Source organism: Streptomyces sp. MGP-BFMKR1, from assembly GCF_057766585.1.
Window position 1 is genome coordinate 1,410,658 of record NZ_CM173408.1, and the last position, 21,462, is coordinate 1,432,119.

Consider the following 21,462-nt stretch of genomic DNA (forward strand, 5'->3'; position numbering starts at 1 on the left):
GGGGCGTCAGAGCTGGAGTGACTTGGTCTGGAGGTACTCGGTCAGGCCGTGCACGCCGAGTTCGCGCCCGACGCCGGAGTTCTTGTAGCCGCCGAAGGGGGCGAGCGGGTTGAAGCGGCCTCCGTTGATGTCCACCTGGCCGGTCTCCAGGCGGCGCGCGACGGCCACCGCCTCGGCCTCGTCGGCCGCCCACACGGCGCCGGCCAGCCCGTACGCCGAGTCGTTGGCGATCCGCACGGCCTCGTCGACGTCGGTGTACCGCAGGATCGAGAGGACCGGGCCGAAGATCTCCTCCTGGGCGATGGTCATCTCCGGCGTGACGTCGGCGAACACGGTGGGGCGCAGGTAGTACCCGCGTTCCAGGCCCTCCGGGGCCGTGGGGCCGCCGGCCACCAGGCGGGCGCCCTCGGCGATGCCGCGGTCGATGTAGCCGCGGACCCGGTCCCGCTGCGCGGCGCTGACCACGGGCCCGAGCCGGGTCTCGCCGTCGCGCGGGTCGCCCGGCGCGTACTTGGCGGCGGCAGCGGCGGCCAGCTCGACGGCCTCCTCGTACTGGTCGGCGTGGACCAGCAGCCGGGTCCACGCGCTACAGGTCTGGCCCGCGTTGGCCATCACGTTGGCCACGCCGACCTTCACCGCCCGGGTCAGGTCGGCGCCGGGCAGGACGATGTTGGCCGACTTCCCGCCGAGTTCGAGGGCGGCCCGCTTGACGGCCGCCCCGGCGCTCGCGCCGATGCGCCGGCCGACGGCGGTGGAGCCGGTGAAGGAGACCAGGTCCACGCCCGGGTGCTCGGCCAGCGCCTGGCCGGCGACCGGGCCAAGGCCGGTGACCAGGTTGAACACGCCGGCGGGCAGCTCCACCCCGGCCACCACCTCGGCGAAGAGCTGGGCCACCAGCGGGGTGTTCTCGGCGGGCTTGACGACGACGGTGCAGCCGGCGGCGAGCGCGGGGGCGACCTTGGCGACGATCTGGTGCAGCGGGTAGTTCCACGGCGTGATCGCGCCCACGACGCCCACCGGCTCGTGGAACACCGTGGAGTTGCCGATCCGCTCCTCGAACGCGTACGTCTTCGCCAACTCGGCGTAGCTGTCGGCGACGGCGATCGGCAGGCCGGCGTGGACGGCCTGCGCGAAGCCGACGGGAGAGCCGAGTTCGGCCACCACGGTCTCGGCGATCTCGTCGCGGCGGGCGGCGAGCCCGTCGCGCAGGGCCGCCAGGTAGGTGCCGCGCTCGGCCGGCGGGACGGCGGCCCAGCCCGGCAGGGCGGCGCGCGCGGCCCGTACGGCGGTGTCCACGTCCAGCGCCGTGCCGGCCGGCACGGTGGCGATGACCTGCTCGTCCGCCGGGTTCACCACCTCGATCGAGTCCGTGCCGGCCGCGGGCCGCCAGGCGCCGTCGATGTACATCTCGTCATGCGACTTCACGTCGTTCGCCCTCCAGCGCACCGCTTAGGCCCGTCGTACCCCACCAAACTAGCGACGGTAGTTTTCAGACGCCAGGGGCCGCCGCGTGCCCTCGATCACGCGAGCCGTTCCCACCCGGGTCACCCGCGCCACCCCGACCACACCACGCACCACGCTTGACCTACTTCCCCTCGGCGACAACTGGCTTGCGCATGCGCCACCTTGGCCGCGTTCCGGCGCACGGCGTCGATGCCCGCATGCCGCGCGCGGTGGGCCGGCGGGACCCGCTACCCCTCGGCTCCACGGTGCCCGACGGCCGGCGCGTCACACCACCCCGCCAAGCCGCTCGACCGCGCGCGGCGGCGGTTTACGGCCACGCCGCGCGCGAGTGGCGCGGCCGGAGGCGCGCCGCTGGGGGCGCGCGGGCGAGGGCGCACGGGCGGGGGTGCGCCGCGTCCGGCGGCGCCCTGCCGCGTCCGCCGGTCAGCGCGCCCGCGCCGCGTCCCGCACGTCGTACAGGTGGGCGAAGACGACGACGTTGGAGCGGTAGCCGCGGCCGGGCTCGAAGGGGCCGCCGCAGGTCAGCAGCCGCAGTTCGGGGCGGCCCGCGTCGCCGTAGACCGTGCGGTCGGGAAAGTCGGCCCGCGGGTAGGTGCGCACCGCGTCCACCGTGAACACGGCCGTCCTGCCGTCGTGGCGGGCCACCTCGACGAGGTCGCCCCGGCGCAGCGTGGGCAGTTCGAGGAAGACGGCCGGGCCGCGGCGGGTGTCGCGGTGGCCGACGATGATCGCGGTGCCGCGCTCGCCGGGGCTCGGGCCCCGCTCGTACCAGCCCGCCACGCGCGGGGCGCTGACCGCCGGCGTCGTGAGGCGGCCGTGCCGGTCCAGGCCGAGGCCGACGACCGGCGCGTCGAGGCGCAGCGCGGGGATGGCCACGGTGCTGGGTCGGGCCCGGCCGATGGGGGCGCGCGGCACGAGCGGCCGGGTCGCCCGCGCCGGCCTGCTGGCCGTGCCACCCGGGCGCCTGCCGGCGGGAGGCCGCGCGCCGGGCGCGCCGGGTGCCGCCGCGCGCCCATCGGTGTCGCGCGCCGCGCCGGCCGCGCCCGGCCGCCCCGTACCACCCACGCGCCGGGCGCCGTCCGCGCGTCCATCCGCACCGGTGCCGGCGGCGGCCCGCGACCCACCAGCCCGGGGAGCGGTCACGTCGCCCTCGGCGACGAGCCGCATGGCCGCCGCGCCCGCCGCCCAGGCGGACGGTTCGGGCGGGCGCGACCGGTCCCCCGGCGACGACGCGGGGCCCAGCGCCCAGAACACGCCGCCGCCCAGCAGACACACGGCCGTACTCAGGGTCACCGCCAGGCGGCGCCGGCGGGCACGGCTCATGCGCCGGCGCGGCGCCCCCGGGCGGCAGCGGCCGGCGCCGCCGGGGCGCGGGCGCGCGGGCGCGGGGCTCGGCGGCGCGCCACTGCCTGGCCTCACGGCGTCCTAGGCGGGGCGTTGCGAGCGACGCCGGGCGCGGCGGCCCCCCACCAGTCCGACCAACCCGACCGCGCCGGCGACCAGGGCCGTACCCGCCCCGGGCGGCGCCGTCCCCTCGTCCGCCTCGGCGCCGCCACCCGCGGCCACGGCGCCACGCGGCTGCCGCCCGTCCGCCGCCGGCACGTCGCCCGGGTCCACGGGCGCCCGCTCGGCGCGCGGGCCTCGGGCAGCGGGCGACGCTTCGGCGTCGGGCCGGTCGGCGGCGCGGTACGAGACGGACCGCTCGCCGGCCGGCACGGCACGGCGCCCCTCTCCCGGGTTCCTTCGGTTCCCCCGGTCCTCCCGGTCCCCCCGGTTCCACTCCGACGCGCCCGCGCTCCGCATCGCGTCGGTGAGCCAGTCCTCGTCGGCCGCCGCGGGGTGCTCTCGCCCCTCGGTCGGTTCCTGCCGGTCGCCTGGGACGTCGCCCCGCGCCTCGTCGTCGGCGGCGGGCGGCGGGTCGTTGGTCGGGGGCTGCCCCTGGTCGCCCGGCGGACACGCGACCGTGAACGCCTTGCGCCGGGTCGCCTTCCGCCCCTCCCCCGCACCGGTCCAGGTGAGTTCGTAGCTGCCGCTGGGGAGGGTGTACGGGCCGGTGTGGCCCCGGCCGGCGTCGATGAGGATGGTGCCGTCGATGCCGGGCAGCTCGCGGGAGTTCGGGCGCGGGGCGATGCGCCAGGCCAGCTCCCGCGCGCCGGGCACGTCGACGGCGACGAGGTAGAAGGCGCAGACCGTGCGCTCGTCCCGTGGGTCCTCCACGGGCGTGTCCACGTCGTGGATACGGACGTCCGCGCCGGGCGCCGCGACGGCGGGCGCCTCCAGCGCGGCGACGGCGCCGGTGGCCAGCGCGGCCACGACGAGCGCGGCGGCGCGAGCGCCGGAGCGACGGAGCGGTACCGGGGCGGCCATGTGGGTCTCCTTCACGCCGGGACGTTTCGTCCTACCGGTCATACGTTTCATACGAATCAGTCGTTTGCCTGATTACGTGTCACGTCCACGCCGCCAGGAAACGGCCAACCCCCGAACGCCCGCCCCTATCCCCCACCCGGCCCAACCACCGCCGGCCACCGGCCCCGGCCGGCCCGTACGCCACACCAGCCACGGCCGTGGCCGCCCCGTACGCCCGCCATCCCCGCGTCCGTACGCCTCAGGCCACCCCGTACGTCCGCCGCTCTCGCGCCCGTACGACTCAGGCCGCCCCCGCTCCCGTACGAGCCGCCGCCCCTGCCCGCGCATGGTGACGCACCGAGTCCCGCGTGGGCCGTACGGGAGGTGAACGGGCGCGGCGGTGCGGGGAGCGGGCGAGGCGGTGCGGGGAGCGAGCGCGGTGGGCCCGCCGGTCCGGTTCGCCCCCGATCGCGCGCGCCGGTCGCTCCGCGGGGCGCGGCGGTTAGGGCCGCGGGCGGGTGGTGGCCTCGCCGCCGCGTGGCTCTGGCCCGGGGGCATGGTCCGGCGTCGGCGGGTGGTCCGACGGGGCGTCACGCGGGGCGCCCCGGGCCGCCGTGCGCGAGGCGCCGTCGCCCCCGTGGCGCAGACCGCGCCCGGCGACCGCCGCCGAGCCGAGGAGCAACAGGCCGAGCAGCACGAACGGTGCCGCCGTGCCCGCGAGGCCGGCCAGCGCGCCGGCGGCGGCCGGCGCGGCTGCCTGGCCGAACCGGTTGCCGGTCAGCCGCAGCGCGAGTGCGGTGCTGCGCGCGCCGTCGGGCGCGGCCTGCACCACCGTGGTCATCGACAGCGGCTGCCCCACGCCGAGCGCGAAGCCCAGCAGGGCCAGCGCTGTCGCCAGGCCCCACACCGGCAGCGGCAGCGCGACGCTCGCGCACAACACCGCGGCCAGCAGGCAACTCCCGGCCATCAGCGCGGTGCGCCCGACCAGGCGGATCATCGGCGTCATCACCAGTCGGCAGGCGATGGTGGCCGCGGCCCGCAGGCTGAGCAGCAGCCCGACGGTGGCCGGGGCGATGCCACGGTGCTCGCCGAGCACGGGCAGGTAGGCGGTGAGGACGTCGGTCGTGGAGAGCACGGCGAGGCTGATGAAGATGCCGGAGGCCACGCCGCGCGAGCGCATGATGCCCCAGACGGACACGGGCCGCCCGGCCGGCCGTTGGCCCGCCCCGCGCGCCGCCGTCCGAGCGCCTCGCGCGCCCCGCGCGCCCCGCGCGCCGGCGTGCTCGCCCGGGCCTCCCCCGGCGCTCCCGCCGGCGCTCTCGACGCGCCACAGGCCGGCGAACGCGCACATCGCCACCGCCGCCGAGACGAGCAGCGCCGTGGCGCTGGTGCGGGCCAACTGGTCGCCCCGCGCCGAGACCAGCAGCCCGGCGAGGATCGGCCCCACCAGTTGGCCGAGCGAGGCGCCGATGGTGAAGTGGCCGAAGTTGCGGTCCTGGTCGGCGGCGGCGCTGCGGCGGGCCACGATGGACTGCGCCCCGATCACGAACGCCAGGTGTCCCAGGCCCATGACGCCGCTCCACAGCGCCATCGCCGACAGCGAACCGGCCTGCCCGCTCAGCGCGCAGCCCCCCGCGATGAGCACGACGCCGACGGGCAGCAGCGGGGCGGCGCGGCCGTGGTCGGTGCGGCGGCCCAGCGGGACGGCGGCGAACAGCGGGAGCAGCGCGTACACGCCGGCGATGATCCCCACCGCGCGGGCGTCCGCGCCCAGCGCGAGGGCCCGGTAGGAGACGGCCGGCCTGGCCATGCTCACCGCCCCCTGCGCGAACGCGAAGGCGATGACCAAGCGCAGCAGCCAGCCCCTACCGGGCGTCGTCCCCGTCGTCCCCGTCATGCCCTAGATGATGCCGAACGCCAGGCTGGCCCCGAGCACCACCAGGGCGGTGAGCGCCGCCCATTTCACGGTGAAGCGGGTGTGGTCGCCGAACTCCACCTTGGCCATGCCGACCAGCACGTACACGGCCGGCACCAGGGGGCTCGACATGTGCAGGGCCTGGCCGACGAGGGAGGCGCGGGCGATCTCCGTGGGCGAGACCCCGTGCGCGGCGCCGGCCTCGGCCAGGATGGGCACGATGCCGAAGTAGAAGCCGTCGTTGGACATGAAGTACGTGAGCGGGATGCTCAGCACGCCGGTGACCACGGCCATGTGCGGCCCGAGCCCGTCGGGGACGCCGTCGACCAGCCAGCGGGCCATGTGCTCGACCATGCCGGTGCCGGTGAGGACGCCGGTGAACACGGCCGCGGCGAAGACCATGCCGGAGACGTTGAGCACGTTCTCCGAGTGCGCGGCGATGCGCGCCTTCTGGTCGGGCATGTGCGGGAAGTTGACGGTGAGCGCGACCGCCGCGCCGAGCAGGAAGAGCACCGGTATCGGCAGGGTCTGCAGGATCAGCAGGGTGAGCAGGGTCGCGGTGAGGGCGGCGTTGAACCAGTACAGCTTCGGGCGCAGCGTCGGCCGGTTCGGGTCCAGGGTCTGCGGATCGTCGGCGGCAGCGGCGTCGGCGTCGCCCGCCGTGGGGGTCGCCGTGGGGGTCGCGGTGGCCGCGCCGACGGGTCGGGGGTCCGCCTCGCCCGTGCCGGGCTGGTCGGCCGGGCCCGGCCCGGTTCCGCCGCCGGCCGGGAGCCGGTCCTTCGTCAGCGGTACGCGCCCCGGGCCGCCCGCGCCGGCCACCGCGACGGCCGGGGCGTCGGCGCCGCCGACGGCGGCGAGCACCGGCTCGGCCGCCCGCGCGCCCGGGGCCGCCACGCCCCGCGCCAGTGCGTCGCCCTCGTCGAGGGTGAGCAGGCCGAGCCGCTTGCGCTCGCGCCGGCCGAGCACGTACGCGAGGAAGAAGACGAAGAGCAGGCCGACCGCGAGCGCCGGGATCATCGGTACGAAGATCTCGCCCGCGTCCAGTTCGAGGGCGGTGGCGGCGCGGGCGGTGGGGCCGCCCCAGGGCACGGTGTTCATCACGCCGTTGGCGGTGGCCGCGACGCAGGTCATCACCAGCACGCTCATCTTCAGCCGCCGGTAGAGCGGCAGCATCGCCGACACGGTGATCATGAAGGTGGTGGAGCCGTCGCCGTCGAGCGAGACCACGGCGGCCAGCACGGCGGTGCCGACCACGATCCGCACCGGATCGGCCTTGCAGAACCGCAGGATGAGCCGGACGATCGGGTCGAAGAGCCCGACGTCGATCATGACGCCGAAGTAGATGATGGCGAACATGAGCATGGCCGCCGTGGGCGCCAGGTCGCCTATTCCGTCGAGCACGTACTCGCCCAGGTGCGCGCCCTTCCCTACCAGGACGCAGAACAGCGCCGGAACGAGCACCAGCGCCGCCAGCGGGGACATCTTCTTCATCATGATCAGCACCAGGAAGGTAGCGATCATGACGAATCCGAGGATGGTCAGCATGGGTACCTCACGTTCGCCTTCGAACGCCGCCGAGGGGCGGGCAGCGCCGCCGGAGGGGCGGTGAGGCGACGTTAGGCGCGGCAACTTTGCGTTAACAAGGTCTTGACGTGCGAGCAATACGCGCAAAACACCAGGTCAGCCGCGTGCGACGGAGTCACCTCGGCCCAGGCGGCGCGCCGGTCCCGCCGAGCACCACCGCCCCCGCCGTTCACCCGCGCACGGCGCGGGGCGCGGCTTTCGGGGGGCGCCGGCGGGGCACTGGTCGAGGAGGCGCGGGAGCGGGTAGGCATCGAGTCGCACGCGGGACCGACGTGCCGGGCGGGGCCGGCGCATTGACGCCGCACCCCGCCATTCCTATGGTCAAGCATAGGAATTCTTCGATGGTGGATCTCGATGGTGGGAGCACGCGATGAGCGGCACGGACAACGAGCAAGCGAGGAAGGTCGCCGAGGGGCTGACGTACAGCTCCGGATTCGGTAACGAACACAGCAGCGAGGCGGTGCCCGGGGCGCTGCCGCACGGCCGCAACTCGCCCCAGCGCGCCCCGCTCGGCCTGTACGCGGAGCAGCTCAGCGGCAGCGCCTTCACCGAGCCCCGGCGCAACAACCGTCGCTCCTGGCTCTACCGCATCAGCCCCTCGGCGGCGCACCCGCCGTTCACCCGGATCGACAACGGCGCGCTGCGCGGCGCCCCGTTCGCCGGCCCCGAGCAGGTGCCCGACCCCAACCGGCTGCGCTGGGACCCGATGCCGGAGCCGGCCGCCGGCACCGACTTCCTCGCCGGCCTGTGGACGCTCGGCGGCAACGGCGACGCCGCCCAGCGCGTCGGCATGGCCATCCACCTCTACGCCGCCAACGCCTCGATGACCGACCGGGTCTTCAGCGACTCCGACGGCGAGTTGCTGATCGTGCCCGAGAGCGGCGGGCTGCTGCTGCGCACCGAGTTCGGGCTGCTGCGCGCCGAGCCGGGCGAGGTGGCGCTCATCCCGCGCGGCGTGCGGTTCCGCGTCGAACTCCTCGACGCGAGCGCGCGCGGCTACGTCTGCGAGAACTACGGCCAACCCTTCGTCCTGCCCGACCTCGGCCCGATCGGCGCCAACGGCCTGGCCAACCCGCGCGACTTCCGCGCTCCGGTAGCCGCGTACGAGGAGCGCGAGGCGCCGACCGAGGTGGTCAACAAGTTCTGCGGCAACCTGTGGGCCGCGACGTACGACCACTCCCCGCTCGACGTCGTCGCCTGGCACGGCAACCACGTGCCGTACGTCTACGACCTGCACCGCTTCAACGTCATCGGCTCGATCAGCTACGACCACCCCGACCCGTCCATCTTCACGGTGCTCACCTCGCCGTCGGACACGCCCGGCCTGGCGGGCGTGGACTTCGTGGTCTTCGCGCCGCGCTGGCTGGTGGGCGAGGACACCTTCCGGCCGCCGTACTTCCACCGCAACGTGATGAGCGAGTACATGGGCCTGATCGAGGGCGCCTACGACGCGAAGAAGGCGGGCAAGGGCGGCTTCGTGCCCGGCGGTGGCTCGCTGCACAACATGATGTCGGCGCACGGACCCGACCGGACGACCTTCGACCGGGCGAGCGCGGCCGAACTCCTGCCGCAGAAGATCGACAACGGCCTCGCCTTCATGTTCGAGACCCGCTGGCCGGTCATCACCACTCCGCAGGCGATCGAAGCCGACCACCTGCAGAGCGGATATGACGATGTGTGGCAGGGTCTGGAGCGCCATTTCCGGTCGTCGTAGTACGGAGCCAACGTGACCACCTTCGCTCCCGACTCGCTCGCCCTGAACCGCAAGCTGCCGCTCTGGTACCAGGTGTCGCAGTCGTTGCGGGCCTCCATACTGGGCCGCCGCCCGGAGGAGCCGCTGCGGCTGCCCACCGAGGACCGGTTGGCCGAGCACTACGGGGTCAGCGTCCTCACCATGCGGCAGGCGCTCAAGGAGTTGGAGGCGGAGGGGCTGATCAGCCGGCACCGGCGGCGCGGCACGTTCATCGAGCCGAGCGCCCAGCGCGGCGCCCCGGTGCGGCTGCTCGGCTCGGTGGACGCGATAGTGGCCCAGCAGTCAGGTGAGCGCACCACGCTGCTGGGCCACGGCACCGAGCCGATCCCGGCCGACCTCGCCGAGCACTTCCCGGGCCGCACCGAGGCGGTGGGCTACCGGAGGCTGCGCTGCGAGGAGGAGAGCGGCGAGCCCACCAACTGGGCCCACAACCTGATCCGGCCCGACATCGCCGAGAAGATCGACCTCGACGACCTGACCCGCTGGCCGATGACCAAGGTGTTGCGGGACGCGGTCGGGGTGCGCATCAGCCGCATCACGGACACGGTCGAGGCCCGCCTCGCCGACCCGGAGACGGCGGGGCTCCTGAACGTGCCGCTGCTGAGCCCGATCCTGCACTACACGGGCCTGACCTACGACGAGGACGGCGAGATCGTGGACGTGGCCCGCATCCGCTACCGGGGTGACCGTTTCTCCTTCACGGTCACCCTGGACGCCCACTGACCCCCGTCCACTCCACGCCCACACCACGCCCGGCCCCCGCGCGGTGCCCTCCGCGCGCGAGCGCGCAGCGGCCGGCGCGGCGGCCCGGCCGCGCGCCGGCGCCGGCCCGGGCCCGCGCCGGGCATGGCTACCATGCTGGAGGCACAGACGTCGGGGAGGGCTGCCGTGGCGGTAACGGACGCCGGTGGGGGCGGGGCGCCGGAGCTGGCGGACGTGATGCCGTGGTCGGTGGCGCCGCTGCGACTCGGGCGGTCCTGGGTGCTGGCCCCCGACGCCGCCTCGCTCGCCGCCCGCTGGGACCGGCTGCTGCGCACCGACGACGAGGCCGACCGCACGGCCCTGTTCCACCCCACCCGGGCCCGTACGCCGCACACCGCCGTCGCCCAACTCCCCGGCCAGCCGGGCGCCACCACCAGGTTCGCCCGCGAGCGGGGCCGCTGCCCGCGGCCGGTGCGCATCGCGCACGGGCCCTACGACCAGCAGTGGCTGATTCCCGATCACCGGCTGATCGACGCGGCCAGGCCCGAGCTGTGGCGGGTGGCCGACGAGCACCAGATCCACCTGCTCGAACCGGCCCGCGAGGCACCGCCCCGCACCGGCCAGCGCGGCACCCGGGCGACGGCCGGCGCACCCGGACCCGGCGCACCGGGCCCCGCGCCGCGTCCCACGGCGCCGGCCGGCAGCCCGCAGTCGGCCGGGCCCGGCACGCCGCCGGCTGGCCCGCCCCCGGCGGAGGCCGAACTCTCCTTCGCCGCGCTTCTCCCCGACGGGCACTCCCCCGCGGGCCGGCCCGGCCGCATCCGCCCGCTCTACCGCCGCCCCGGTGCCCGCGAGCCCAACGTCGCCCCGGGGCTCCTCGCCCACCTGGCCCGCCGGCTCGGGCGCGAGGTCGCGGCCGAGGATCTGTTCGCCTGGATCGCCGCCGTCGCGCAGCGCGGGCCCGAGGGCGCGACGACCGTGCCGCTGACCGCCTCCCCCGACCTCTGGGAGGCGGGCGTCGCGCTCGGCCGACGCCGGGTGTGGCTCCACACCCGCGGCGCCCGCGGCGGCCCGGCGCCCGGGGTCGCGGGAGCAGCCGCCGCGAGTGCGGGTCGGCCTCGGCTGCCGGGCGGTCAGCGTCCGTACGTGCGGGCCGCGCTCGCGGGCCCGCTCGCCCCGGACGCGCTGGGCTACGACCCCGAGGAGGGCGCGCTCTGCCTGGGGAACGGCCGGATCTCGCCGGTGGCCTATGCCGCGTGGGAGTACCACAGCGGCGGGGTGCGGGTGTTGGAGAGCTGGTTCGAGCGGCGCGCCACGCCCGGCCCGGCCGGCACCCTGGACGCCATCGGACCGCGTGACTGGCCCCAGGAGTGGACGTCTGACCTGCTGGAGTTGATCACGGTCCTCACCTTGCTGGCCGAACTGCGCGAACCGGCCGGGCAACTGCGTAAGGAGCTGGCGGACGGGCCGCTGATCGCGGCGGGCGAGCTGGCCGACGCGGGCGTGCTGCCGGTTCCGGACACCGCCCGACGGCCCGCGTCGGTCCTGGACCACCACGAGGAGGGACCGGAGGGTCAGTTCGCGCTGCTGTGAGGCCGCGTCGCGCCGGCGGCGCCGGCACCCGGGACGCCGGAGGCCGGCCAGCGGGAACACAAGGCCGCCTGGCAGGTACCGGGGCCACCTGGCAGAGGGCGCTCACAGCGCGGCAGCGACCGGCGCAGCGTGGGGCCGACGGATCGGCGGCCGACCGGCGCGACGGGCGCGGACGAAGGAGGCGGCGCGGGTGGCCTGAGCGGAGCCACCGGGCGGGGCGACGGCTGGGGCTGGCCGGGGCCCGCTCACGCCGTGGCGGCTGCGGGGCGCCTGTCCGGCCTGGTCGCGTACCCAGGCCGGACCGATTCGATCGGGAACGAGCGGGGGTGAAGGAGTCTCGTGCGTCGAACGCGGCACAGCGTCCGGTCGGTCAGCCTCTGCTGCCGAACAGCGAACGCCGCAGTCGCCGCAGCGGCGCGAACAGCGACACCCGGGCACCCCGGCTCTTCTTCGTGCGTGCGTGGTCGCGCGCGGTCAACTCCTGCATCAGCACCGTGGCGCCCTCCGCCTCGCGCTGCGGCACCGCTGGGCCGCCGAGCACCGCGAGGTGGCGGTCGAGACGCGCACTGGACGCGCCGCTCCCACAGTTGATCGCAGGCACTCGTGGCCTGCTTCGCATTGCTATCTGCTCCATGACACTCCCCACCCGTCGTAGGCACCCGCCCCGGGCAGAGTAACCCTACCTCCCCCTGCCGTCACCCATGCATCCCACACCTCGGATTCACGGTGGCGTCAAGGAGGTTGACAGACGTTTTCCCAGCGTGGCGCGTTCGTACGGCCGATCGGCGCGCTCTGGGACACCGATGCGCCCGCACACCGGTCCGCCGTACGCCCGCCCGTCGGACGCCCTCTCCCCGCCGGGTACGGGCCGGCGGGGAGAGGGTGTGCCTGGCCGAGGTCGGCCGGGCCGTGGGTCAGATGGCCGAGCTGAAGGCGGGCAGGTAGCCACCCGACTGACCGGCGGCCTTCGGGTGGTAGGAGTCGCCGATCGGGAAGGTCACGCTGTGCAGCCACGCGTCGCCCGAGCAGATCTCGTGGCCGGTGAAGCGGGACGCGACGTCGCCGTAGCCGAAGCCGTGGTCGGCCGCGCGCTTGGCGGTGATCGAGTTGAGCAGGTCGGCCGCGCCGTTGATGGTGGAGCGCTCCTTCTCCGTGAGGCCGACGACGCAGGTGCCGTTGAGCTTGTAGAAGCGCGGGTAGCCGAGCACGACGACGCGGGCCCTGGGGGCCTTGTTCTTGATCGCCGAGTACACCGCGTCGAGCTTGCCGGGCAGCGTCTTCTCGACGTACGCGCGGGCGGTGTTGACCCGGTTCACGCAGGTGCTCTCGGACTGGAGCACGCAGGTGGTCATGACGTCGACGAAGCCGGCGTCGTTGCCGCCGATGGTGATGCTGACCAGGTCGGTGCCGGAGTTGATCGGGCCGAGCTGCTTGTTCAGGACGTCACCGGTGACGGCCCCGGAACAGGCGGTGAAGTGGAAGCTGGCGGGCGCGTTCTTGGCGGCCCACAGCTTGGGGTAGGCGCGGTTGCTGCGCTTGCAGTCGCCACTGCCGCTGTCGTAGTCGCCGGCGCCGACACCGGAGGAGTAGGAGTCGCCGAGGGCCACGTAGTCGCCGCCGGCCGCCTGGGCGCCGACGGAGGCGTCGGCCGCCTGCGCCAGCTGGCCGCCGGTGAGGGCGAGGGTCGCGGTCAGGACCGCGGCGGACGCGGCGGACACGAGCCGGGTGAGTCTCATGGGGGGCCTCCTTGGGCAGAGTTGCTGCCATGGACGCGCGTAGACAGGCGCCCGCGGGACGGCCAGGGAGCCGGTACGCCGTGGGGGCCCACCTGATTCGCGCAGGGGGGACGTGTGCTGCGCATGGTTTCTACCCCGTTCCGCCGCCGAATTACGGCCGCATGGCATGAATATGTCATGTCGTCAGAGGTCTTGTTCGGCACCGAAGGGGAGGGAGATATTCACTCTGGCCGGACGTGGAGTCCCGCCCGGCACGCGCGCACGCCCCGTGAGCGCGCTCCCACAACGCGCGTGCCCCACCGACGCGCCACCGATGAGGAGGACCCTCGCGATGGCACAATCCCGCACGCCCCGCAGACCTCGCAGACCCCTGGCAGCGGCCCGCACCGCGACCCTGGCCGCCGTCGCCACCCTCGCCGTCGCCCTGCCCGCCCACGCCGCGCCCCAGGTAGACGCGCCGGGCACCGACGTCGGCACCGTGCAAGGCACCGACAGCCCCGACGCGCTGCCCGGCAGTTACGTCGTCACGCTGCGCCCCGGCGTCGCCGCCAGGGCCGCCGACGGCGCGGCGCTGGTCGCCCGCTACGGCGGCACGGTGCGCCACGTCTACACGGCGGCCCTGAACGGGTACGCCGTACGGCTACCGGCGGCAGCCGCGCGACGGTTGGCGGCCGATCTCGCGGTGGCGACCGTCGTACAGGATTCCGTCGTTCGGGCGACGGCCACTCAGCACAATCCGCCCTCCTGGGGCCTGGACCGGATCGACCAGCCCGCGCTCCCGCTGGACCAGAAGTACACGTATCCGGACAGCGCGGGCGGCGGGGCCACCGTGTACGTCGTGGACACCGGCGTCCGGATCAGCCACCGCGACTTCGGCGGCCGGGCGGTCAACGGCTACGACGCGGTCGAGGGGGACGACGTCGCCCAGGACGGCAACGGGCACGGCACCCACGTCGCCTCCACCGTCGCGGGCACCGCGCACGGGGTGGCCAAGAAGGCCAGGGTGGTGGCGGTCCGGGTGCTCAACGACCAGGGCTCCGGCTCGATCTCGGGCGTGATCGCGGGCATCGACTGGGTGACCCGGCACCACAGCGGCCCCTCGGTGGCCAACCTGTCGCTGGGCGGCAGCCCCAACACCGCCCTGGACACCGCCGTACGCAACTCGATCAAGAGCGGCGTCAGCTACGCCGTGGCGGCCGGCAACTCCGCCTCGCCCGCGCAGAACTTCTCCCCGGCCCGCGTCACGGAGGCGCTCACCGTGGGCTCCGTCGACAAGACGGACACCGCCGCCAGGTCCTCCAACCACGGCTCGGCGGTCGACCTGTTCGCGCCGGGCGTGGGCATCACCGGCGCCTGGCACACCGGCGACGACGCCACCAGCACGCTGTCCGGCTCCTCGATGGCCACCCCGCACGTCGCGGGCGCCGCCGCCCTCTACGGCGCCCTGCACCCGACCGCGAGCCCCGCGCAGGTCGCCAAGGCGGTGCTGGACGGGGCGACCAACGGCGTGGTGATCAACCCCGGTCCGGGAACCCCGAACAAGTTGCTGCGGGTCGTGTCGTAACCACACCGGCCGGACCCCGGACCACCCCGCGCACGCCGGCGCGACCCTCCCGTTCCCGGCACGCGCCGGCCCAGGCGCACGCGACGCCGGTGGCCCGCTCGGGTGACGGGCGGGTGCCCGGGGGCGCGTGCGCGGGCGCGGGGTGGCCTGGCCGGGACCGGTCAACGGACGTGTGTTCACGGTGTGTTCGGGGCGCTTAACCCGCCTTGACGGGCATCCGTACACTGCGCGACATTAAGGCCCGGCATCCGGCGCTTCGGGGGGCTAAGTCGCCAATGCAGAGACTGACGGCACGAGACACCACGCACAGCGGGACGGAGCACGTCGCGCACGGCTCCGCGGAGTACGCGCCAGCGGCCGAACCCCGGCACGCGGCGGGGCGGGCGACGCGGCGGGCATCGCGGAACGCGGAGGAGTGCGCCACTCACGACGGCGCGCGGGAGAACGTGCCCGAGTACGAGCACGTGCGTGAGTACGAGCACGAGCGGGAGGAGCGGCCGGCGCCGGCGTCCCTCCCGTTGGTCGCCGGGGCGATGCTCGGCATCGGTGGCGTGGGCGTGGTGCTCGCCTTCGCGGACATCGCGTCGTCGCTGCGCGCGCCCTTCACGCTCTTCTTCCTCGTCGTCGCGCCCGCGTCCGCCATCGCGGCGGCGCTGCGCGGCGTGGACCCGCTCAGCCGCCCGGTGCTGGCCGTGGCCGGCGCGGTGGCGCTCGACCTCGTGGTGGCCCACGTCATGCTCGCGCTCCAGACGTGGTCCGCGCGCGGCGGGGTGGTCGTCGTCGGCCTGCTGAGCCTCCTCCTCTTCCTGGTGGCCTGCGCGCGGCGCCTCCGACGCCACGTGGTGGCAGGCCGCGCGGCCAGGGCCCACGGCTGAGCCGGTCGCACCCGCGTACGGAACGACCCGTGCGCCGCCGGCCGCTGAGCCGGGGGCGGCGGCGTCGTGCTCGGCCCGGCCTGGCCTGGCCGGTCGCGGGCGGGCGGGGCGCGGGAGTTGCGTAATTGCGTGCGCGCGGGGCGCGGGTGACGGATCATGGCCGCATGTGCGCCGACCACCAGCACGATTCCCGGAGGCAGACCCTGCCGACCAGCCCCACCAGCCCGAACACTCCCCACGGTGCGCCCAGGCCACCGAAGCAGACGAAGAAGGCCGATCGGCTCGCCGCGGGCGGGGCCGCGCCGTCCGGCTCGGCCGGTGGGCCCGCGAAGGGGGCCGGCCCGCGCGAGTCGGGCATGACGCCGACCGAGCTGGCGCTGCCGATCCGGTTGAACGTCGACGACAGCGACTCGCCGTCGGACGTGGTGGACGCCCTGTTCCTGGGCCGGTTCGCGACCGGCGAGCAGCCCTTCGCGCGCAGCCACTCCGTGGACCGGGTCAAGTCCGGGCTGACCCTGCTGCCACCGGGCGCCCGGGTGCTGCGCTCGGCCCGCGACGACGACCGCAGCGCCACCCTCGCGGAGGGCGACGGCTGGACGATGCTGGTCTCGCGGTGGAACCGGGGCGCCGACGTGACCGTGACGGCGGTGGCCGAGGAGTTGGCCGAGAAGGTGCTGCGACAGTCGGTCGAGGACGCCGAGGACGAGCCGGAGCCGCAGCCGGAGAACGTCACGATGGGGTTCTGGTACGTCTCGCCGCGGCGCGGCCCGTACCGCACCACGCGGCAGATCTCGGCGGGCACCTGGCCGGAGATCCGCGCCAACTACACGGCCCCGGTGGCCACGGCCATGGACCAGTTGATGAAGGTCACGCCGGACGACATCGCCGGGCGGCTGCTGTTGCTGCACGGTCCGCCGGGCACCGGCAAGACCTCCGCGCTGCGCACCCTGGCGCGGGCCTGGCGGGACTGGTGTCAGGTGGACTGCGTGCTCGACCCGGAGCGGCTGTTCAACGACGTCGGCTATCTGATGGACATCGCCATCGGCGAGGACGACGGCACGGCCGGCGGGCGCTGGCGGCTGCTGCTGCTCGAGGACTGCGACGAGTTGATCCGCGGCGAGGCCCGGCACACCGCGGGGCAGGCGCTGTCCCGGCTGCTGAACCTGACCGACGGCCTGCTTGGCCAGGGCCGCAACGTGCTGGTGGGCGTCACGACCAACGAGGACCTGGAGCGGCTGCACCCGGCCGTGGTGCGCCCGGGGCGCTGCCTGGCCCGGATCGAGGTGGGGGCGCTGACCCGCCCGGAGGCGGTGAACTGGCTGGGCACCGACGAGGGCGTGGGCCGGGACGGTTCGACGCTGGCCGAGTTGTTCGCCCTGCGCCGCGGCACCGCCCCGGCCTCCGTGCCGGCCCCCGCGCCCGGTTCCGACGCGGGCCTGTACCTGTGAGGGGCTGGTAGGGGCGAGGGCCTGGTCCGGTGGGACGGGGCCGGCGGGTGGCGCTCAGTCGTCGCAGTAGGCGGCGCGCAGCGCGTCGGTCACCGCCACCCGCGCCGTCTTCTGGTCCAGGCCCAGGTGGCGGGCGCGGCGGGCGTACGCCTCGGCGGCGCTGGCCAGTTCGCGTTCGGCGGCCTCCCCGGCGGCGGCGATGAACGAGCCGTGCCGGCCCCGGGTCTCGATCACGCCGTCCGCTTCCAGGGCGCGGTACGCCTTGGCCACCGTGTTCGCCGCGAGGCCGAGTTCGTACGCGAGGCCGCGGACCGTCGGCAGCTTGTAGCCGACGGGCAGCGCGCCGCTCCTGGCCTGCTCGGCCACTTGGGCCCGCACCTGCTCGAAGGGCGCGGTGCTGCTGGCGGGCTCGACGATGATGAACAAGGTCACGAGGTGTGCTCCTGACGGGATGGGGGCCAACGCCCCATTGTCGCCAGGGCCCGTTGGCGGCCCGCGCACGGGCCACCGTGCCGGGGTCACGGTTCCAGCGCGACGTCGTCACGCCGCAGTCACGCGTCGAGGCCACGCGCGAGTTCGGTGCCGGCCCGCGGTCGGCCCCCGGTGGGGTCGGCCACGGCCTCGGCTGTACGTGCGGACCAGGCGGGTCGCGCCGTCCGCGGCGACGGTCATGGGTTGGGCGCCGCCAGGGGGGCGATGACGGCGAGCCGCCGGTGGTCGAGCGCGGCGGGCGGCGGAGGTCGCGGCGTCACCGTACGCACAGATGTCGCGGCGTCACCGTACGCACAGATGTCGCGGCGTCACCGTACGCACAGATAGGTGGACCACCGCGGTCCCGGACGCCGCACCGGCACCAAGCGGCGCCCGCCGCGAGGCCCCGGAAAAATGCGGGGGCGACGGGCCGCGCGGACCCGTACCGTGCTGCCCCATGACTGTGATCGTTCGAGACTTTCGGCCCGAAGACGCCGTGGCAGTGGCCGAAGTGCGCCGTGCCGCCATCCCCTTCATGGTGAACACGCCCGAAACCGTGGCGTGGCAGGTGGCGCACGCCCCCGCCGCGCAGCGGTACCGGCTGCTGGTCGGCGAGTGGGATGGCCGGATCGTCGCCACCGCGCACACCGGCCTGGCCCCCGACGCCGACGAGCCCGGCCGCTCGTTCAGCAACCCCTCGGTGCACCCGGACGCGCGGGGGCGCGGCGTGGGCACGGCGATGCTGGCCGAAGCCGAGCGCTACCTGACGGCCGAGGGCGCGACGTCGCTCTACGTGTGGGCACTGGACGAGCCGCACTGCCTGGAGTTCGCCGAGCGCCGGGGCTACCGGCTCAGCCGCGGTTCCGTCTTCCAGCGGCTCGACCTCACCACGGCCGAACTGCCGCCCCTGCCGGACACCGAGGCCCTGCCGGCCGGCGTGGAACTGCGCACGGTCGCGGAGCTGGCGGACCGCGTCGCCGAGTTCCACGAGGCGGACGTGGAGGCCACCGCCGACGAGCCGGGTGACCTCGCCGGGGCCGCCCCGGACCTGGCCCGGTGGCGCGCCCTGTACTGGGACCACCCGGCGCTGGACCGCGACCTGTCCATGGCGGCCCTGGTCGACGGCGCGATAGCGGCGTACACGGTCGCCCACACCGACCGCCGCGACCGCTACCAGTCGGGCATGACCGGCACCCGCCGCGGCTACCGGGGCCGGGGCCTGGCCACGCTGGTCAAGACCGCCTCGCTGCACCGCGCCCGGGCCGCCGGCTTCACCGCCGCCTTCACCAGCAACGACGCCGACAACCAGCCCATGCTGGCCATCAACCGCCGCTTCGGCTACGAGCCGGCCCAGGGGGAACGCCGGGTCTTTCGGTCGCTGGTCTGACCACCGGTTCCGGCCCCGCCCGGTCGCCCGCCCCCCGGCGGCGGGCGCGCCCGGGGGTCGCGGGCCGCTCGCCCTAGGAACTGGCGGGCCGGGCCCGTACGTGCATCCGCTCGCCCTGCGCGCCGTACAACGCCAGCCACTCCACCGGGTGGTCCCCCGCGTTGGCGACGCCGTGCGGGGTGCGCGTGTCGAACTCCGCCGCCTCGCCGGCGCCCATGATCAGGTCGTGGTCGCCGAGCGCGAGCAGCAGCTTGCCGGAGAGGACGTACAGCCACTCGTACCCCTCGTGGCTGCCCTGCTCGGGCCGGCCGCGCTGGTCGGGCGGGCGCACCGGCAGGATCTGCTTGTACGCGTGCAGCCCGCCCAGGAAGCGGGTGAGCGGAATCCAGGTCTGCCCGTGGCGGGTGAAGGGGCGCGGGTGGATGCGCGGGTCGCCGGTGGCGGGCGCGCCGACCAGCTCGTCCAGCGGCACGCCGTGCGCCTTGGCCAGCGGGAGCAGCAGCTTGAGCGTGGGCTCGCGCTGCCCCGACTCCAGCCGGGAGAGCGTGCTGAGCGAGATTCCGGTCTCCTTGCCCAACTGGGCCAGCGTCAGGCCACGGCCGGTGCGCAGCGCGCGCAGCCTCGGCCCCACGGCGGTCAGTACGTGCTCCAGACTCTCGTCACCCATGGTTCCATTTGCTGCCTTGGCAAAGCTTTTTGTCAACCTGTCGCGGTCCGACGCAGGGTGGCCCCACCACCGCGGCACCGGGCCCGCGCGGCGCGCCGCCCGGCCGGCGCACGCCCGCGCCTGCCCCGTGCCCCACCCTGCGACGAAGGGCAGTACGCCATGACCGAGAAGACCACCGGGAAGGCCGCCGGATCATCCGGTGGCACCGGGCCCACCCCGTCCGACGAGGGCGCGGCCGAGGAGTTCTGGGAGGCCCGCTACCGGGCGGGCGAACGGCTGTTCAGCGGCGAACCCAACGTCGCCCTGCGCACGGAGGCGACCGATCTGCCGCCCGGCCGCGCCCTCGACCTCGGCTGCGGCGAGGGGGCCGACGCGATCTGGCTGGCCCAGCGCGGGTGGCGGGTCACCGCCGTCGACGTCTCCCCCACCGCGCTGCTGCGCGGCGCGCGGCACGCGAGGGCTGCCGGCGTCGACGACCGCGTCGCGTGGCACCGGCACGACCTGGCCCGCTCCTTCCCCACCGGCACCTTCGACCTGGTCTCCGCGCACTTCCTGCACTCACCGGTCGAGCTGCCCCGCGGCCAGATCCTGCGCACCGCCGCCGCGGCCGTGGCGCCGGGCGGCACCCTGCTGGTCGTCGGCCACGCGGGCTGGCCGTCCTGGGAGACCGCCCCCGACCCGCACGTCGTCTTCCCCACCCCCGACGACGTCCTGGCCGACCTCGCGCTGTCGCCGCGGGAGTGGGAGGTGCGGGTGGCGACGACGTACGACCGCCAACTCACCGGCCCGGACGGGCAGCCGGCCAGTCGGCGAGACAACACGGTGCGGGTGTGGCGGCGTGACACGAACGCCGGGGGCTGAGCCCGACGAGCCCACCACGGCCCGGCCTAGGTCGGTTCCGGCCCCGATCCCGACCCCGATCCCGGGTTCGGGTTGGCGTCGGGCGCGGGCGTCGCGTGATGGAGTTCGGTGACCGTGACGGCGGTCTCGAAGCCGAGGACCGGGTCGGGGTCGGCGGAGAGCAGACTGGCGTAGAGCGGCCGGTAGTGGGCGATCTTCCGGGGCGTCTGACCGTCGTTGCCGTAGCTGGCGAGGAGCGTGTCGCCGCGCGCGGCGAACCCGGTCATGGCGGTGTGGTCGATCCACAGCTCCACGTCGCCGTGGCCGAACGTCAACGCCGTCTCCTTGCTGCTGGAGCCGGTGCGCCAGCTCGTACGCAGCCGGGCGCTGCCCGTCGCGCCGCGCGAGCGGAACGCGGCGGTGCACCAGGCACTCGCTCCGTCGTCCAGTTGCCGCGCGGAGGTCAGCGCCGTGAGGTGGACGAAGCGGGCGAGCATGCTGAGCTGGTTCACCCCCGAGTCCGTCCAACTTGACCCGTACGAGGCGAATGCCTGCTCGCCACGGAGGACGTAGGGGTCGTAGAACGCCGAGGTGATGCTCGTGATCGGGCCCCACTCCGGGTGCGCGGCGAGCAGGTCGGCGGCCCAGCGCACCTCGGGCGAGAAGGCGAAGTGGTGGGCGGTGAACACGCGGGCGGCGACGTCGTGAGTTTCGGCCAGGGCGCGTAGGCGGGCCAGCGAGGCCAGGTCGTGCACCAGTGGCTTCTCGACCAGTACCCGGGCCGAGGACCGGGTGAGCGCCTCGGTGACCAGGTCGGCGTGCGTGCTGGTGGGCGTGGCCAACACGATCAGGTCGGGCCGGTGCGCCGCGAGCGCCTCGGCGAGGGTCGCGTAGTGCGGGGGCTTGGTCTCCCGGAAGTCGATCGGCTCCCTGACGTGCGGGTCGACGGTGAATTCCAACGTGGCGCGGGGCTGGCCTTCGAGGACGTCGCGGTGCGTCCGCGCGATGATCCCGACTCCGACCAGGCCGACGCGTACGACGTCGCTCGTGTCGCTCATGACGTGGAGGTGCTCCTGTCGTGGAGTGGTCCGCCGCGGTGCGGCTGATCGGTTGGGGG

At 75.1% G+C, this 21,462-nt stretch carries 18 protein-coding genes; 8 read left to right on the top strand and 10 right to left on the bottom strand.

Annotated features, from left to right (window positions below; all coding sequences use genetic code 11):
- Positions 1-6: 6 nt before the first annotated feature.
- The 5 genes from AC3CHW_RS05385 to AC3CHW_RS05405 all read right to left on the bottom strand — a co-directional run bounded on the left by AC3CHW_RS05385 (position 7) and on the right by AC3CHW_RS05405 (position 7,270).
- Positions 7-1,425, bottom strand: a complete 1,419-nt coding sequence (locus AC3CHW_RS05385) for an aldehyde dehydrogenase family protein (protein ID WP_488469727.1) — start codon at positions 1,423-1,425, stop codon at positions 7-9.
- 462 nt (positions 1,426-1,887) lie between these two features.
- Positions 1,888-2,631, bottom strand: a complete 744-nt coding sequence (locus tag AC3CHW_RS05390) for a class F sortase (protein WP_488470968.1) — start codon at positions 2,629-2,631, stop codon at positions 1,888-1,890.
- A gap of 258 nt (positions 2,632-2,889) precedes the next feature.
- Positions 2,890-3,831: a hypothetical protein gene (locus tag AC3CHW_RS05395; protein ID WP_488469728.1), complete on the bottom strand. Its 942-nt coding sequence runs from the start codon at positions 3,829-3,831 to the stop codon at positions 2,890-2,892.
- 481 nt (positions 3,832-4,312) lie between these two features.
- Positions 4,313-5,707, bottom strand: coding sequence for an MFS transporter (locus AC3CHW_RS05400; protein ID WP_488469729.1), 1,395 nt, complete (start codon positions 5,705-5,707; stop codon positions 4,313-4,315).
- 3 nt (positions 5,708-5,710) lie between these two features.
- Positions 5,711-7,270: a CitMHS family transporter gene (locus AC3CHW_RS05405; RefSeq protein ID WP_488469730.1), complete on the bottom strand. Its 1,560-nt coding sequence runs from the start codon at positions 7,268-7,270 to the stop codon at positions 5,711-5,713.
- A gap of 409 nt (positions 7,271-7,679) precedes the next feature.
- On the opposite strand from AC3CHW_RS05405, the gene hmgA reads away from it, so the two are divergent.
- The 3 genes from hmgA to AC3CHW_RS05420 all read left to right on the top strand — a co-directional run bounded on the left by hmgA (position 7,680) and on the right by AC3CHW_RS05420 (position 11,357).
- Positions 7,680-9,023, top strand: coding sequence for a homogentisate 1,2-dioxygenase (hmgA, locus tag AC3CHW_RS05410; RefSeq protein ID WP_176164801.1), 1,344 nt, complete (start codon positions 7,680-7,682; stop codon positions 9,021-9,023).
- Between the two features lie 12 nt (positions 9,024-9,035).
- The gene (locus AC3CHW_RS05415; protein ID WP_398608421.1) at positions 9,036-9,785 is read left to right on the top strand and encodes a GntR family transcriptional regulator; all 750 of its coding nucleotides are present in this window, start codon (positions 9,036-9,038) and stop codon (positions 9,783-9,785) included.
- 216 nt (positions 9,786-10,001) lie between these two features.
- Entirely contained in the window at positions 10,002-11,357 is a 1,356-nt protein-coding gene (locus tag AC3CHW_RS05420; protein WP_488470969.1) for a type ISP restriction/modification enzyme, read from the top strand.
- Positions 11,358-11,727: 370 nt separating this feature from the next.
- On the opposite strand, the gene AC3CHW_RS05425 is transcribed toward AC3CHW_RS05420, so the two are convergent.
- The gene (locus AC3CHW_RS05425; RefSeq protein WP_176164798.1) at positions 11,728-11,991 is read right to left on the bottom strand and encodes a hypothetical protein; all 264 of its coding nucleotides are present in this window, start codon (positions 11,989-11,991) and stop codon (positions 11,728-11,730) included.
- A gap of 280 nt (positions 11,992-12,271) precedes the next feature.
- On the bottom strand, positions 12,272-13,093 hold the full coding sequence (locus AC3CHW_RS05430) for an SGNH/GDSL hydrolase family protein (protein WP_488469731.1): 822 nt from the start codon (positions 13,091-13,093) through the stop codon (positions 12,272-12,274).
- Positions 13,094-13,424: 331 nt separating this feature from the next.
- On the opposite strand from AC3CHW_RS05430, the gene AC3CHW_RS05435 reads away from it, so the two are divergent.
- The 3 genes from AC3CHW_RS05435 (at position 13,425) to AC3CHW_RS05445 (ending at position 16,980) form a co-directional block, all read left to right on the top strand.
- Complete coding sequence (locus AC3CHW_RS05435) at positions 13,425-14,657, top strand: S8 family peptidase (protein WP_488469732.1); 1,233 nt, start codon at positions 13,425-13,427, stop codon at positions 14,655-14,657.
- Positions 14,658-14,932: 275 nt separating this feature from the next.
- On the top strand, positions 14,933-15,532 hold the full coding sequence (locus tag AC3CHW_RS05440; protein WP_488469733.1) for a hypothetical protein: 600 nt from the start codon (positions 14,933-14,935) through the stop codon (positions 15,530-15,532).
- A 356-nt stretch (positions 15,533-15,888) separates the two neighbouring features.
- Complete coding sequence (locus AC3CHW_RS05445) at positions 15,889-16,980, top strand: DUF5925 domain-containing protein (protein WP_176164795.1); 1,092 nt, start codon at positions 15,889-15,891, stop codon at positions 16,978-16,980.
- Positions 16,981-17,034: 54 nt separating this feature from the next.
- Here AC3CHW_RS05445 and AC3CHW_RS05450 read toward each other — a convergent pair whose 3' ends face one another.
- Entirely contained in the window at positions 17,035-17,412 is a 378-nt protein-coding gene (locus tag AC3CHW_RS05450; RefSeq protein ID WP_176164794.1) for a GntR family transcriptional regulator, read from the bottom strand.
- 574 nt (positions 17,413-17,986) lie between these two features.
- Between AC3CHW_RS05450 and AC3CHW_RS05455 the strand changes: the two genes are divergently transcribed.
- Positions 17,987-18,838, top strand: coding sequence for a GNAT family N-acetyltransferase (locus AC3CHW_RS05455; protein ID WP_488469734.1), 852 nt, complete (start codon positions 17,987-17,989; stop codon positions 18,836-18,838).
- 73 nt (positions 18,839-18,911) lie between these two features.
- Here AC3CHW_RS05455 and AC3CHW_RS05460 read toward each other — a convergent pair whose 3' ends face one another.
- Entirely contained in the window at positions 18,912-19,505 is a 594-nt protein-coding gene (locus AC3CHW_RS05460; RefSeq protein WP_217189692.1) for a helix-turn-helix domain-containing protein, read from the bottom strand.
- A 159-nt stretch (positions 19,506-19,664) separates the two neighbouring features.
- Here AC3CHW_RS05460 and AC3CHW_RS05465 point away from each other — a divergent pair, with 159 nt between their 5' ends.
- Entirely contained in the window at positions 19,665-20,366 is a 702-nt protein-coding gene (locus AC3CHW_RS05465) for a class I SAM-dependent methyltransferase (RefSeq protein ID WP_488469735.1), read from the top strand.
- Positions 20,367-20,392: 26 nt separating this feature from the next.
- Here the strand turns inward: AC3CHW_RS05465 and AC3CHW_RS05470 are convergent, their stop codons facing one another.
- Entirely contained in the window at positions 20,393-21,403 is a 1,011-nt protein-coding gene (locus AC3CHW_RS05470) for a Gfo/Idh/MocA family protein (protein ID WP_488469736.1), read from the bottom strand.
- Positions 21,404-21,462: the final 59 nt, after the last annotated feature.

Excerpts from the sequence above, each read along its gene's own strand:
- AC3CHW_RS05390 (WP_488470968.1), bottom strand. The coding sequence starts at position 2,631 with ATGCGGCTCGTCGCCGAGGGCGACGTGACCGCTCCCCGGGCTGGTGGG.
- AC3CHW_RS05395 (WP_488469728.1), bottom strand. The coding sequence starts at position 3,831 with ATGGCCGCCCCGGTACCGCTCCGTCGCTCCGGCGCTCGCGCCGCCGCG.
- AC3CHW_RS05400 (WP_488469729.1), bottom strand. The coding sequence starts at position 5,707 with ATGACGGGGACGACGGGGACGACGCCCGGTAGGGGCTGGCTGCTGCGC.
- AC3CHW_RS05405 (WP_488469730.1), bottom strand. The coding sequence starts at position 7,270 with ATGCTGACCATCCTCGGATTCGTCATGATCGCTACCTTCCTGGTGCTG.
- hmgA (WP_176164801.1), top strand. The coding sequence starts at position 7,680 with ATGAGCGGCACGGACAACGAGCAAGCGAGGAAGGTCGCCGAGGGGCTG.
- AC3CHW_RS05420 (WP_488470969.1), top strand. The coding sequence starts at position 10,002 with ATGCCGTGGTCGGTGGCGCCGCTGCGACTCGGGCGGTCCTGGGTGCTG.
- AC3CHW_RS05425 (WP_176164798.1), bottom strand. The coding sequence starts at position 11,991 with ATGGAGCAGATAGCAATGCGAAGCAGGCCACGAGTGCCTGCGATCAAC.
- AC3CHW_RS05430 (WP_488469731.1), bottom strand. The coding sequence starts at position 13,093 with ATGAGACTCACCCGGCTCGTGTCCGCCGCGTCCGCCGCGGTCCTGACC.
- AC3CHW_RS05435 (WP_488469732.1), top strand. The coding sequence starts at position 13,425 with ATGGCACAATCCCGCACGCCCCGCAGACCTCGCAGACCCCTGGCAGCG.
- AC3CHW_RS05440 (WP_488469733.1), top strand. The coding sequence starts at position 14,933 with ATGCAGAGACTGACGGCACGAGACACCACGCACAGCGGGACGGAGCAC.
- AC3CHW_RS05445 (WP_176164795.1), top strand. The coding sequence starts at position 15,889 with ATGACGCCGACCGAGCTGGCGCTGCCGATCCGGTTGAACGTCGACGAC.
- AC3CHW_RS05455 (WP_488469734.1), top strand. The coding sequence starts at position 17,987 with ATGGTGAACACGCCCGAAACCGTGGCGTGGCAGGTGGCGCACGCCCCC.
- AC3CHW_RS05460 (WP_217189692.1), bottom strand. The coding sequence starts at position 19,505 with ATGGGTGACGAGAGTCTGGAGCACGTACTGACCGCCGTGGGGCCGAGG.
- AC3CHW_RS05465 (WP_488469735.1), top strand. The coding sequence starts at position 19,665 with ATGACCGAGAAGACCACCGGGAAGGCCGCCGGATCATCCGGTGGCACC.
- AC3CHW_RS05470 (WP_488469736.1), bottom strand. The coding sequence starts at position 21,403 with ATGAGCGACACGAGCGACGTCGTACGCGTCGGCCTGGTCGGAGTCGGG.